This is a genomic window from Georgenia sp. EYE_87 (genome assembly GCF_023148685.1).
Lineage (GTDB): Bacteria > Actinomycetota > Actinomycetes > Actinomycetales > Actinomycetaceae > Georgenia.
This window is the reverse complement of the sequence record NZ_JAHXNL010000013.1, coordinates 44,145-57,587: the sequence shown is the minus strand read 5'-3', so window position 1 is coordinate 57,587 and position 13,443 is coordinate 44,145. Positions and strand designations below refer to the sequence as shown.

12 protein-coding genes and 1 pseudogene are annotated in these 13,443 nt (G+C 68.0%); all 13 read left to right on the top strand.

Going from position 1 to position 13,443, the window contains the following annotated elements; translation table 11 throughout:
- Positions 1–218 precede the first annotated feature (218 nt).
- Positions 219–3,386: an AAA family ATPase gene (locus tag KZX45_RS16255; RefSeq protein ID WP_248258800.1), complete on the top strand. Its 3,168-nt coding sequence runs from the start codon at positions 219–221 to the stop codon at positions 3,384–3,386.
- A 479-nt stretch (positions 3,387–3,865) separates the two neighbouring features.
- Positions 3,866–4,849, top strand: a complete 984-nt coding sequence (locus KZX45_RS16250; protein WP_248258799.1) for a hypothetical protein — start codon at positions 3,866–3,868, stop codon at positions 4,847–4,849.
- A 262-nt stretch (positions 4,850–5,111) separates the two neighbouring features.
- Complete coding sequence (locus KZX45_RS16245; RefSeq protein ID WP_248258798.1) at positions 5,112–6,083, top strand: tyrosine-type recombinase/integrase; 972 nt, start codon at positions 5,112–5,114, stop codon at positions 6,081–6,083.
- Between the two features lie 167 nt (positions 6,084–6,250).
- Positions 6,251–6,583 (top strand): hypothetical protein, encoded by a 333-nt coding sequence (locus KZX45_RS16240; RefSeq protein ID WP_248258797.1) that lies wholly within the window; start codon positions 6,251–6,253, stop codon positions 6,581–6,583.
- 337 nt (positions 6,584–6,920) lie between these two features.
- Positions 6,921–7,973 (top strand): hypothetical protein, encoded by a 1,053-nt coding sequence (locus KZX45_RS16235; protein ID WP_248258796.1) that lies wholly within the window; start codon positions 6,921–6,923, stop codon positions 7,971–7,973.
- A gap of 243 nt (positions 7,974–8,216) precedes the next feature.
- Positions 8,217–8,993, top strand: a pseudogene (locus KZX45_RS16230) (CpaF family protein); the annotation flags it as partial.
- A 2-nt stretch (positions 8,994–8,995) separates the two neighbouring features.
- Positions 8,996–9,856, top strand: coding sequence for a type II secretion system F family protein (locus KZX45_RS16225; RefSeq protein ID WP_248258795.1), 861 nt, complete (start codon positions 8,996–8,998; stop codon positions 9,854–9,856).
- Positions 9,853–10,785: a type II secretion system F family protein gene (locus tag KZX45_RS16220; protein ID WP_248258794.1), complete on the top strand. Its 933-nt coding sequence runs from the start codon at positions 9,853–9,855 to the stop codon at positions 10,783–10,785. Before KZX45_RS16225 ends, KZX45_RS16220 begins: the two co-directional genes overlap by 4 nt.
- Before the next feature lie 63 nt (positions 10,786–10,848).
- Positions 10,849–11,046 carry a hypothetical protein gene (locus KZX45_RS16215; protein ID WP_248258793.1) on the top strand — a complete coding sequence of 66 codons (198 nt, stop codon included), beginning with the start codon at positions 10,849–10,851 and terminating at the stop codon, positions 11,044–11,046.
- On the top strand, positions 11,043–11,459 hold the full coding sequence (locus tag KZX45_RS16210) for a pilus assembly protein (RefSeq protein WP_308221756.1): 417 nt from the start codon (positions 11,043–11,045) through the stop codon (positions 11,457–11,459). Before KZX45_RS16215 ends, KZX45_RS16210 begins: the two co-directional genes overlap by 4 nt.
- A 143-nt stretch (positions 11,460–11,602) precedes the next feature.
- On the top strand, positions 11,603–12,037 hold the full coding sequence (locus tag KZX45_RS16205; RefSeq protein ID WP_248258792.1) for a pilus assembly protein: 435 nt from the start codon (positions 11,603–11,605) through the stop codon (positions 12,035–12,037).
- 53 nt (positions 12,038–12,090) lie between these two features.
- Positions 12,091–12,522 carry a hypothetical protein gene (locus KZX45_RS16200; RefSeq protein WP_248258791.1) on the top strand — a complete coding sequence of 144 codons (432 nt, stop codon included), beginning with the start codon at positions 12,091–12,093 and terminating at the stop codon, positions 12,520–12,522.
- A 5-nt stretch (positions 12,523–12,527) separates the two neighbouring features.
- The gene (locus KZX45_RS16195; RefSeq protein ID WP_248258790.1) at positions 12,528–13,442 is read left to right on the top strand and encodes a transposase; all 915 of its coding nucleotides are present in this window, start codon (positions 12,528–12,530) and stop codon (positions 13,440–13,442) included.
- The last annotated feature ends 1 nt before the right edge of the window (position 13,443 follow it).

Genomic DNA, 13,443 nt, shown 5'->3' with positions numbered 1-13,443 from the left:
GTTTCGGAGCCTGTCACTGACTCTGCGTTCGGTGGCCTCGTCGAGTATGAAGGGCGGCGAGTAATGCGGACGGCGACGCTTCCAAAACGCCTTCATGGGGCCCCTTCGGGTTCTAGCCTCGTGCGATGAGCGCTGCGACAACTCGCGTTGGCGGCACAGCGCGGAAGGGAACGCGACGCTAATTGCCGTCGCTGTTTCAGGTCACTCGGAGGTCTTTCGTGAGCACTTACTCGACGTCATCGGAGGAGGCGGCGCTCGCCGTGGACCTGTACGGCGCTCGTCTGGAGCTCCATGCCGATCATGTGATGGTCGTCGCCGCCGGCCTGCTGGGTCGAGGCGCCCTAGGTGCCTCCGCGGTGCGGATCGCGTTCGACGAACTCGATGACGTGTCAATCGTCGATGCGGGGCTTTTGTCGAACGGTCGCATCGTCCTGGCGCGTGTAAACGGGGTGACGACCGTGCACTTCCGTCGGAAGTCGACCGCCGACGCGCGGGCAATGTTCGCTGCAATCAACGAAAAGTGCAAACTTACTGCCCGTTCAAGCACTTCGGGCGACGTCGTCGGCAGCTCCGCTGTCTGGACTGGGACAAGTGTAAAGCAAGGGACTTCTCAGCCACAGGCTGCCCGAGCCGCGGAGCTTGAACTGACTGAAGAGTTCTCACGGGCGCTGAGAATCTTGAACGGAGGGGGAAATATGTTCCTGACCGGCAAGGCGGGAACGGGTAAGTCGACGCTGATTCGTCACTTTATGGCGAACACGGACAGGGACGTGGTGGTCGCCGCGCCGACGGGTATTGCGGCGCTCAACGTTGAGGGGCTGACTATTCATCGGCTGTTTAGCTTCGGCCCGGCGACAACGCTCGACGACGTGGAGAATGGTCCGTACCGTCCGGGTCGTTTCGCCAAGGTGATCAAGAGCTTGGAAACGCTCATCGTCGATGAGGCATCGATGGTGAGGGCCGACATGTTCGACCAGATCGAGGCCGCCTTGCGGCGGTTTGGGCCACGCCCCGGCCGTCCCTTTGGCGGGGTGCAGGTCGTCCTGGTGGGAGATCTGTTCCAGCTTCCGCCGGTCGTCAAGGAGAGCGAGGAAGCCTGGCTCGAAGAGCGGTATGCGACGCCGTACTTCTTCTCCGCGCAGGCCTACAGCCGGGAGTCGTTCCCCACGGTTCAGCTGACGAAGATCTTCCGTCAGCTTGGAGACGCACGGCTGACGAACCTGCTCAATGCCGTGCGCGAAGGTGTACTCGTCGAGGAGATGAGGGCGGAACTAAACACCCGAACCATCGATGGCTTCCTCCCGCCCGAGGACGAGTTCTGGCTCACCGTGGCGCCGACGAACCGCATCGTGACCGCACGGAACCGACAGGCGCTTGACCGGCTTCCCGGTCAGTTGTACCGGCATGACTCCACCTCAACGGGCGATATCTCCACCTTTGACTCGCCCGTCGAGGAATGTGTCACGTACAAGTTGGGCGCGCAGGTCATGCTGCTCAACAACGACCCTTCCGGGCGGTGGGTGAACGGTTCCCTCGGGAAAGTCGTCGCTGCCAGTGATGACGGAGAAACGGTCACCGTCGACCTCAACGGCGGGAGGACCGTTGAGGTCACCCCCCATACCTGGGAGATCACCGAACCGATTTTCAGTGACGGCACGATGCGCCGTGTCCAAGTCGGGACCTTCACACAGCTGCCTTTCAAGCTCGCCTGGGCCATCACGATCCACAAGGTCCAGGGACAGACGCTCGATCGGCTCGTCGTCGACCTCACCGGGGGCACCTTCGCCTACGGGCAGGTCTACGTGGCGCTGAGCAGAGCTACGTCGATGGACGGCATCGTGCTCCACCGTGAGGTGCTTGCCAAGGACCTCCGGACGGACAGACGCGTCCTGAGGTTCCTCGCCGACTCGGCGGGCGACAAGGCCGCGGAGCGTCATGTCGCTCTCGGCGTGCTCGAGGTCGGAGCGGACGACTTCCGCTCACGCCCGCGTCCGATCGAGATTGCCCTCGCCTTCGACGATGGCACCAGTGTGTCGACTCTCATCAACCCGGAGAGAGACTTGTCGGGAGCACGTGAGGCCTACGGGATCACGGTCGACGACATCGTCCTTGCCCCGACACTCGCCGAAGCGTGGGCCGTGATCTCCCGCCTCGTCGAAGGCGTCACGCCCGTCGGTGTCGGCGTCGACGAGGCGCTCGGGAGAATCGACTTCGAACTCAAACGGCAGGGTCTCGTCCGATCACTTCCGCTCGGGATCGAGCTTGACCCGGACGAATTGTCAGCAGAAGAGCATTCCGGCCTGACGGCAGGCTCGGCGCTCGGACGCGCACAGGCCGCGCTGTCGGCGTTCCGGCGCCTCGGCGGCGAGGGAGGGACGAGTTTCGGGACGGCCGACTCAGACGAGGCGATGACCTACCTGCTGTCGCGGGACAACTTCAAACCGCCGCGCACGACGCCGGCCCTTACCGCGCTCCTAGACGCCAGCCGGAGCATCAGCAGCGCAGTCATCAGGGGAGAGCGGCACTCGCGTGCTTGCGGCGTCGACAACGACGCCGTCCGCGACGCGGTCGCCGCACGCCTCGCATCCGTGGTACGGAAATCTGCGGGGCTGTCACCGTCGATCGTCGAACGGCTGAGCATCCTCGAACCTCTCCTGGGTGCTGGTCTTGCAGACACGCTCGGGCAATCGTCGCAGCTCGACCTGGCGACCGTGGTGTTCAAGGGTGCGCGGGTCTGCTTCACCGGGGATGCCGTCGACGCCGACGGCCGCTCCATGTCTCGAGCCGAGATAGAGCGTTACGCCGAAGAGATCGGCCTTACGCCGGTGGGCAACGTGACCAAGACGAAATGCGACCTGCTGGTGGTGGCGGAACTTGGGACCCAGTCGGGGAAGGCACGGGACGCCGCAAAGTGGGGTAAGCCGGTGATCAGCGTCGCGCAGTTCCTCGCTGCAGCGCCTGGCCCGGAGCGGCCGGCGGAGGTCCGCCAGCCACGCACACCGAAGGCACGAGCCTGCAAGGAACCCGCGGCGGGGCCCGACAAGGTCACCACTGCGAGCACCGGAAGGAGCGTGTCGACGGATGTCCGACGCACTGACGCTGTCGAAGCTCTTCGCCTGCAACGAAGCGGCCTGGCCCGCAGTGAGATCGCTGTGGCATTGAACCGTTCCGTCGACACGGTCAAGTCCCTGCTCTCTGACGCACGGTTCTACGAAGCCCCCCAGGAGTTCCCAGAACGGCTGACGCTCGCCAAGCAGCTCGGTTCTCTACGCGCCCACGGGCTGACGCAGGACGAGGCTCTGCACCACGCAGGTGTGAGCCGGAAGACCGGACTGCGCGCCTGGCGCGATGCTCAAGTCCTGTCGGAGGTCGAAGGCGCTCAGTAGGGGGTTTAGCAAGCGCGGCAGGTCGAGATGGGCGCAGCCTTGCGCGCTCGAGGTGGAGCTCGCCGAGTGGCTGGCCGTTTGCCCACGACTGCTTGGAGGAGCGCGGAACTGTAGTCCGCCACCCGCATACGTCGCCGCCTTAGTTTGGCGAGGCGGTACATATGACTCCTCGCCCTGAAGATGCCGGTCAGGCCAGCTCGGGCTGAGGCCGGCGCCCGAGCCACGACGTGCCGAGACCTAGACCCAGGGTTCGCGCCGATTAGGGGTTCGTGGTTAGCGCGGTCCGGATGGGCGGGCGTTCCCCGGGCGTCAATGGGGGGGCGACCTACGCGACTGCTGACACCTCCAGGGCTCCATGTCGGTGGCCGGTGCGACCGTCACAGTGACCGTCAATCGCCTTCCGGTCCAACGGCCCGGCGCCCACTTTGTCCTCGGGTGTTGGCGGACCGCGGGGCGAGGGTTGCTCGAGTGGGACTGTGGTGAGGAAGATGACGACCGGAGCAGGGAGCGGGAAGCGGCACAGCGAGGCCCTAGGGGTCGACGTGGCTGCCGCGATCGCTGGGTACACGCCACGACAGATTCCCCCCGCCCGGTGGGCGGAGATACGCGAATTGGTGCAGCAGGCGGTGACGGCCGTCCGGCCCCCGTCTCCGGCCACCGCTTACACCTATCTCCGGGTCGCAGCCAGGTATGCCGACTGGTGCGCAAGCCAGGGCATCGACGTTGCCGCGGAGAGGATGTTCACCGAGGCCAATGTGGAGTGGTTCATCGCCACGGCAGCGCCCACGTTCCTCGCCAAATCGTCCCTCCCGAGTTACCGCTCCGCCCTCAGGCGGATCGGCCGAGCCGCGACCAGGCGGGCGCTGTGGGAGCCCATTCCTCGCGAGCTGCGGCTGAAGAAGCACGGTGCCATGCCACCGTACTCGCCGACGGACATGGCGCGGTTCCTGGCCGCTGCTCCGCTGCAACCGAGTCCCGAGCGACGTAGAGCCTGCTCGGCTCTCCTGGCCCTGGCATACGGAGCCGGGCTCTCCTCCGCGGAGTTGATCGCTTGCCGCGCCGTTGACGTCGAGTCGCGGGGTGGCGGTTACGTGGTGGTTGTCCGGGGCAACAACGCGCGTGAAGTGCCCGCGCTTGCGAAGGTGGACTCCTTGCTGCAGTGGCTGGTCGACCAGTTCCCGGAGGGCCCGCTACTGACCGACCGGAACCCGAAGGCTCGTTCGACGTTCTCCGGCGTCGTCGGACGAGTCGAACTCCCGCCAGGTGCGCCACCTTTGGATCTTCGCCGGCTGCGGACAACATGGCTCGCAGAAATTCTTGCGTCCGACCTTCGAGTGTCCGAGGTCCTTAAGCTCTCTGGCCTCAGGAATAGTCAGAAATTTGCCGAGCTAGCCCCTTACGTGACCATGCGGGATTTCGAAACCGTTCACCGTCTCGTCCGCTCCGCTGGCAGGCACGCGTGACCCTCGGGCGCTGCGGTTGCCATTGGGGTGAAACGGCACATCAAATTCAATGTGTTACGTAAGGAAGCGCCGCCCACATTAACCTTGCGGCATTCTGTACGGACAAAAAGGATCAGTTTCGTCCGATTCCCGCTATACGGTGTGGTACAGGTTTTTGCGGCTTTCGCCCCTGACGCAGGCTGTCCTACGGTGCGAGCGCAGGTCAATGGTAACTGTGCGGCGCTGGCGTTGCTAGGTGAGGCGCCATCGGTTCGGAGGTGGCATGGGCGACGAGGACTACGGCGGGCCTGAGATCGAAGCGGTCATCGCCAGGGTGATCGAGCGATACCAGCCGCGGTCACCACGGGCGAAAGCATATTGGTGGAGGACTGCTGAGTTCGTGCGTGACTGCGTGCGCGCAGTGGGCCCGAGAACGAAGCCAGCCGCATTCGAGCTGTTGCGTGCGACGAGCGGATTTGTCGCCTGGTGCTTGGACGAGGGCGACGAACTCTCGCCGGAAGTTATGTTTACGGAGCCCAAGGTGGAGAGGTTCGTTCTGGTTGGCATCAAAGATCTCAACGAAAAAAGTCGAGCGAACTACCGAGCGGCATTGCACCAGGTGGGTCGCCGAGTCACCCGCCGTGTCCCCTGGCCCCCGCTGCGAGTCGACCTGAGCCTTCGGAGTCCGCTAGCCCCTTACGGTGACGGTGAACTCGACCTGATCCTACATTCTCTCTCAATTCAGGCTAACAACATCCGGCAACGGGCGGGGCTGGCTGTCGCCACTCTTATCTACGGTGCTGGTCTCCAAACAGCGGAGATGTTCAGGGTGTCGGCTACGGATGTGCGGCAGCAGGGCCGTTCTTATGTGGTCGACGTTTCTGGGGCTCGCAGTCGAACGGTCCCGGTTCTGCCGAAGGCGCGGCCGTGCGTGCGCGAGCTCCTCGATCTGGGGGTCGAGGGGGCTCTCGTTTCCGAGAAGAAGCGACATCGCCGAACGGTCGCGGGTGAACTTGTGGCGATGCTTGAATTGCCGCCGGCGGCTCCAGTGCTTAGCTTCAACCGGCTCAGAAAGACGTGGTTGGTGACAGTCGCACATGCAGGGCTCCGAATTTCGGAAATTATGCATCTCGCCGGATGGACGAGTGCTTCTTCTCTGACGGCGATTCTGCCTTATGTCGAAATGCGTGACGCCGAGACTGTCCTGTCGCTCATCGAGGGGTCGGACGGTGACGAGAGCCTGGAGAAATCATGACGAAACGTGGCAAACCTGACGTGCGCCCGAAACGCCCGAGACCATACTCGCTCCCGCAACTCGCGAGCATTATGCGTCTGATACTAACGAGGTGCGAGCTGGCCAGGGCTGTCGAGGAAAGTCTTCGCAAGGATACGGGGCGGCCGCGCGAGTTGCAGTGGAGCGACTTGCTGCTCATTCTCGCGGTTCACGCGGCGCGCACCCGCGTGGAAATGCATTTGGTTCAGGTTGAAGAGACGGCGGACGAACTGGTGGAACTGCAACTACTCTCCAGCGCTCCCGAACGTGGCGTCACTTACAACGAGATCACCGACGGCGTCGACAAGCTCAGTAAGGCCATTCAGGCCGGGAAGGTCTCGACCCCGCACAATCATCCTAGGGATGACCGGTGCCCCAAAGGATGTCCGAGCGAAGTGATCACGGAACCCATGTTTGCAAGCATGCTGCTTACCGAGAGCCTGCGGCCCGCGGTAGACGAGACCGGCTGCTTTCGCGCTTGACTGGACAGACTTCGAGACCTGGGCAAGGCGCCGCGGGAAGAGCGACGAGCCAAGTGCCCTGACTGACGCCGCGCCGGACATTAAGGCTAGAACCGCAAGAACGCGGGAAATCAAGACCGCGGTTCGCGAGGGCGCGGGAACCAATGCCCGACGCAGCCGCAAAAAGCAAAGGCGCCACAGCGCGAGTCAGTCGCCGGCCGAGGCCGAGGCACCCCCGACAGTCGCTTCAGATGCAAGGATCGGCCGCAGGCCCGGCCGCAATCGAGCACCGGCAACCTACTTCGCGGGCTACGACGCGCACACCTGCGTAATGGTCCCTCGCTTCGGTGGGCCTGAGATGCCCAACCTCGCGGCCGGCTTCTACCTGGCCCCCGCGTCGAAGGAGCCAGCACAAGCGGGACTCAAGATCTTCGACGCCATCAGGTCCTGCTCGGTCACCGTGCGCGAAGTAGTCGTCGACCGCGGGTACTCACAGGCGGACGTAGAACACTGGGCGGCGCCACTGCTCAATAGAGGGATACAGCAAATTATTGACCTCAAGGGGGACCAGCGGACTGTCCGACCAGGACCTACCGATCGAACCTTGATGATCGACGGCGGGATCTACACCGACGCCATCCCGGAGAAGTTGCGGCACCTTCCACCTCCCCACTTCGGAATGAAACGCAAGGCCAGGCTCGCGCTCGCGGTAGCGTACGCCGCTCGTTCGAATTACGAGTTCCGGCCCCTCAACGCACCGGACCCCGTGACCGGAGCGCAAAGGTTCCGAGGCCCTGCACAGAAGGGCGAGCAGGCCACCCTCCGGTGCGCGAACTTCCCGGCATCGCTGCGTTCCCGTGGCAAGCCGGAGACAAGGTGCGCTGAGACCGGGCCATGCCATTGTGGAATAACCATAACCGTATCCCCCGAGCACCGACTGAAGGACAGACAGCCGGTGGCCTGGCAGAGCCCGAAGTGGTACGCCTCATACTGCCGGCGAACTCTAGTCGAGTCATTCCACGCGGACACCAAGTTCCATCATTCAGGATTCAGGCGCGGCTTCGTTCGAGTATTAGGCAGGGCCAAGGAAGGGCTGCTTCTAGCCTTCGCGACCCTCGGTATCAACATCAGGAAGATCCGTCAGTGGTTCTGGGCAAGGGAAATGAGAGACCCCTGGCTGGCAGAAATCTCCGACACCAGCGACCCCTATCGAACGTCAAGAGCCCCAAGCAGGCGGCAGAAGCATGCCAGCCCGGCGCTCCATCGGAACCTGACGAACGAAGTCGCACAAGTCACACCTGAAGACGTCGCCGAGGCATTACGTTCCGCTGAGCTGGCGCACAAGAAGGATCGGAAACGAAGACGCCGTAGGGGCAGACGCCGACGACCACCACCTCCTGACGTCAACTGAACTCGGTGCAGAGGTCAGACGGACCACCCGGCATGTCAACCGCTTCCATAGGCGCGCCATCGATCGCGTTGGTGACCCCCGGCGACCGGCTGACGATGCCGCCTCAGGAGCGCGAACTAGGCGCCTGACCGCCCGTTGGGCCGCCGTCGGCCGGTGGTGCTCTCTCGTGTCGTCCTCCCCCCGACCTGAGCCGCCGGCTGCAGCCACTTATCTGAACTGAGTGGCGGCACTTATCGAACTTGCTCCCGCTCCGCGTGGGCGGTCAACATCCGTAAGTACATCACCCGGGCCCGACGCCTGAGCGACCTCGTCGCGCTCGGCTCGCTCACGAGCCAGGCGGCGGCCTTCCTCGACGCAGCCGTGGTGGCGGGCATGAACATCCTCGTCTCCGGGGCCACCCAGGCCGGGAAGACCACCATGGTCGGTGCGCTCGCGGGCGCGATCCCCGCCGGGCAACGGGTGATCACGGCCGAGGAGGTCTTCGAGCTCCGGCTGACCAACCGGGACACCGTGGCGATGCAGACGCGGCAGGCCAACCTCGAGGGGACGGGCGAGGTCCCGCTGCGCCGGCTGGTCAAGGAGGCGCTGCGCATGCGCCCCGACCGCATCATCATCGGCGAGGTCCGGGAGGCGGAGGCCTTCGACATGCTCGTCGCCCTGAACGCCGGTATTCCCGGGATGTGCACCCTGCACGCCAACTCCGCACGGGAGGCCGTCACGAAGCTCTGCACGCTCCCGCTGCTAGCAGGCGAGAACGTCACGGCGGCGTTCGTGGTGCCGACGGTGGCCGCCGCCATCGACCTGGTCGTGCATCTGGAGCTCGACCGGGAGGGCAGGCGCAGCGTGCGGGAGGTCATCGCGGTGACCGGCAGGGTCGAGGACGGCATCGTGGAGACGGCCGAGCTCTTCGTCCGGCAGGACGGTCACCTGCGGCGGTCCTCCGGCTTTCCTGACGGCGAGGAGAGGTTCCGCCGGGCCGGCTACGACCTGTCGGTGCTGCTCGCCGGCACGGGGCGCTGACCATGGGCGTCGTCGTGGGGCTGCTCCTCGGGGCGGGGCTGCTCAGCATCTGGCTGTCCTTCTTCGACCCGCGCGAGCCACGACGTCGATCGGTGCCGGGATGGTCGGACCGCACCCAGGACCTCCTCGTCCAGGCGGGCGCCCCGTCGGTCACCCCGACGTCGCTGCTGATCACCTCGGGTCTGCTGGGCCTGGTCACCTTCGTCACGGCGGCGGCCCTGACCGGCTCCCCACCGATCGCCGCAAGCTTCGCCGTCATTCTGGCCGGCGCACCCTCGGTCGCCGTGCGCACGCGGGCCCGCAGACGTCGCACGGAGCTGCGCACGGTCTGGCCCGAGGTCCTCGACGACCTCGCCTCCGCGATCCGGGCCGGCCTCTCGCTGCCGGAGGCGCTCATCGCGCTGGGGGAGCGCGGCCCGGAGGAGGTCCGGGCGGAGTTCCGGCAGTTCGCCGAGGACTACCGGGCGACCGGCCGCTTCGCCGAGGCGTTGGAGGCGTTGAAGGCGCGTCTGGCGGACCCGGTCGCGGATCGCATCGTCGAGGCCCTGCGGCTCACCCGGGAGGTGGGTGGCACGGACCTCGGCCGCCTGCTGCGGACGCTGGCAAAGATGATTCGGGACGACCTGCGCACCCGCGGCGAGCTGGAGGCGCGCCAGTCGTGGACGGTCGCGGGAGCGCGTATGGCCGTGGCGGCCCCGTGGGTGGTTCTTCTGCTGCTCTCCACGCGGACGGAGACCGCTGAGGCCTACAACTCCGCCCTCGGTGTGATCGTCCTGGCGTCCGGTGCGGGGTGCAGCCTGCTCGCCTACGTGCTCATGGTGCGTATCGGGCGGCTGCCCGAGGACGCCCGGGTGCTGCGGTGAGCGCGACGGCGCTCGGCGCATTCGTCGGGCTGATGGGCGGAGTCGGTCTGTGCCTCGTGCTGTGGCGCGTGGCGGCGCGGCGTATCACCCTGGACGATCGCATCGCGCCGTACCTGCGCGAGCGGCCGCGCACGTCCCGCCTGCTCGCCGACCGGCCGGTACACACGCCCTTCCCGACCCTCGAGCGGCTCCTCGCACCGATGCTCCACGACGCCGGCCGAGTGCTGGAGCGGCTCGGTTCGTCGTCGGTGAGCATCCGCCGCCGCCTCCAGCTGCTGGGCGGGACGATGACCCACGACCAGTTCCGCACCGAGCAGCTGATGTGGGCCGCGGTCGGTCTCGCTGTCGGCCTGCTCGGCGCGCTGACTCTCGGCGTCCTTCGCGGGGCCCCGCTCGTCCCGCTCCTCGTCGGCGTCCTGCTGTGTGCGGTGGGGGGAGCGGTGGCGCGCGACCAGTCGCTGACGAGCCAGGTCCGCCGGCGGCAGCAGCGTATGGCGATGGAGCTGCCCGACGTCGCGGAGCTCCTCGCCCTCGCGGTCGCTGCCGGTGAGGGGCCGGTCGGCGCGCTCGAGCGGATCGCCCGCAGCACCAACGGTGAGCTCGCCCTGGACGTGCGCCGCACGCTCGCCGAGGCCCGGTCCGGGGTGCCGCTCGCTGTCGCCCTCGAGCGCATGGCCGCCCGGACCGACGAACCTGCCGTCGCCCGGTTCGCGGAGGGCGTGGCCGTTGCCCTGGAACGAGGCACGCCGCTCGCAGAGGTGCTGCGCGCGCAGGCCCAGGACGCGCGGGAGACCGCACGGCGAGAACTGATGGAGACCGGCGGGAAGAAGGAGCTCGGCATGATGGTGCCGGTCGTCTTCCTGGTGCTTCCGGTCACGGTGCTCTTCGCCATCTTTCCCGGACTCGCAGTGCTGCAGGTGGGGCTGTGAGTTCGGACAGCCGCCCGGCCGTGCCGGGCCAGGACCGTCAGGACCCAACCGGAGGTAGACGACATGTGGACCACCCTGCTCACCCTGATCGCGGCACGTCTCGGCTGGTGCGCGCAGGACGATCCCGAACGAGGCGACGTGCCCGGTTGGGTGCTCGTCACCCTGATGACGGCAGGCCTCGTCGTCGCGATCTGGGCGCTGGCCGGCCCGGCCCTGTCCACCGTGTTCGAGACGGCCATGAACCGCGTCCTGGCCTTCTGACGGGGGTCCGCGCGCGGTGGCGTGGGCTGATCACCGAGGGTGACCGCGGTTCCGCCGTCGTCGAGTTCGTCCTGGTCTCGGTGCTGGTCGTGACGATCGTCGCTGCGCTGCTGCAGCTGGTGCTGGGGCTCCATGTGCGCAACACGCTCGTCGACTCGGCCTCCGAGGGCGCCCGGCACGCCGCGCTCGTGGGCTCGACTCCCGCGCAGGGTGTCGCGCGCACGCGTGAGCTCATCGGCATGACCCTCTCGCCCCGGTACGCGCGCGATGTCTCCGCCTCTCTGGTGGACCGGGGCGGCACGACCCTCGTCCGCGTCCAGGTCAGCGCGCCGCTGCCGGTGCTGGGTCTGCTCGGCCCGTCGGGGGTGCTCGACGTGAGCGGGCACGCGGTGCTCGAGGAGGCGCTCGGGTGAGCGGGGAGCGGGCGGGCTCGCTGTCGGACCCCGGACGTCCTTGCGCCCGTGCTGGCCGTGCCGGCCGTGCTCGCAGGGTTGGCACTGCTGGCGCTGCCTGTGCCGCCTGTGCTGTCGGTGCGCTCCGGGCGCGGCTGCGGGGGATGGGCGACGGGGAGCGGGGCAGCGCCGTCGTGGAGTTCCTGGGTGTCAGCCTGCTGCTGCTCGTCCCCATCGTCTACCTGGTCCTGACGCTGGCACAGATCCAGGCCGCCGCGTTCGCCGCCGAGGGGGCGGCGCGCGAGGCGGGACGCCTCCTCGCTCGGGCCGAGACCCTGGAGGAGGGCGTCGCCGCCGCACGTCTCGCCGTCGAGCTGGCCTTCGAGGACCAGGGGCTCGAGGTCGACGGCGCGGGAGCGCTCCAGGTCGACTGCACGGAGGAGCCGTGCCTGACGCCCGGCGCCCGGGTCGTGGTCACCGTCGCCACGAGCGTCGACCTGCCCCTCGTCCCGGACGTCGTCGTCGACGCGGTGCCGGCTACCGTGCCGGTCAGTGCCACCCACGTCGCCGCCGTCCCCGAGTTCCGGGCGGCGCGATGAGGACGCTGCGGCGCCGGATGGCGGCCCCGGGGACGGGGGAGGAGGGTCAGATCATGCTCCTGACACTCGCGTTCGGGGCGCTGGTGCTGGCCCTGGTGCTCGTGGTGGCGAGCGCCTCGGCGGTGCACATCGAACGCAAACGCCTCCTCGCCCTCGCGGACGGGGCCGCGGTCGACGCCGCTGACGCCATCGACGTCGCGGCCTACTACGGCGCGCCCGCGGGCCCGGCCGACGGTGCCACCCTCGTACCGCTGTCGGACGCGTCTGTCGACGCCGCCGTGCGCGAGTATCTGGGCGCCGCGCCGGCGGCGCTGGTAGGCGAGTTCGACGGCCTGCGGGTGGCCGAGCCGACCGGGACGCCGGACGGGACGACGGCGCAGGTCACGCTCGCCGCGACGGCACGCCCGCCGCTGGTCCCGTGGGTGCTCCTGCCCTGGAGCGACGGCATCGCCCTGCGCGTGACGACCACCGCCCGGGCGGGCTGACCGCCGTGAGGACCGAGGAGCTTGTCGCGGTCGCCGGGGAGCTCTACGCGCTGCCGCCCGGCGAGTTCGTCGCGGCGAGGAACGAGCGGGCGGGCCGGATCAAGGCCGACGGCGACGCCGACCTCGCTCGGGCGGTCAAGGCGCTGCCCAAGCCTGCGGCCGCTGCCTGGCTGGCAAACACGATGGTGCGGCACCTCACCGACCAGCTGGATCAGGTGCTGGAGCTGGGCGAGGCGATGCGCGAGGCCCAGGCGGACCTCGACGCGGCCCAGCTGCGCGACCTCAACCGGCAGCGGCGCCAGCTCGTCGCGGCCGTCGTCCGGGAGGGCCGCAAGGTCGCGGGGCGCCTCGGGCACAAGGTGAGCGAGGCGGCGGCGGAGCAGACCGCGGCGACCCTGCAGGCCGCGATGGCGGACGAGGCGGCCGCGGCCGCCCTGCGCACCGGTCTCCTGGTGGAGCCGATGGCCGCCGTCGGCCTGGATCCGGTCGAGCTCGCCGGGGTGCTGGCGGTGCCCGAGGCCCTGGGTGCCCAGGCGCCGCGGGCCGCGCGCGGGAGGACCGCTCGGCCGGCCGGTCGGACCGGCAAGGAGGACGCCGCCGCGGCCCTGCGTGCTGAGATCGCCCGGGCCGAGGAGCGGGCGCACGCGGCGGAACGGGGTGCGGCGACCGCCGAGCGGGAGCTGCGGTCGGCCGAGGACCAGGCTCACCGCCTGGAGGCCCGCGCCCTGCAGCTGCGCTCCGAGGTCGAGGAGCTCCGTCGGCGGCTCGACGAGCGCGAGCACACTCTCGCGGGGGTGGAGGACCGGCTCGACGAGGCCGCCGAGGCGCGCCAGGACGCGGCCGTCGCCCACGTCGAGGCGCAGGCCGCGGCCGAGGAGGCGCGAGAGCAGCTGGACCGCCTCCGTCGGCAAGGGGGCTGAC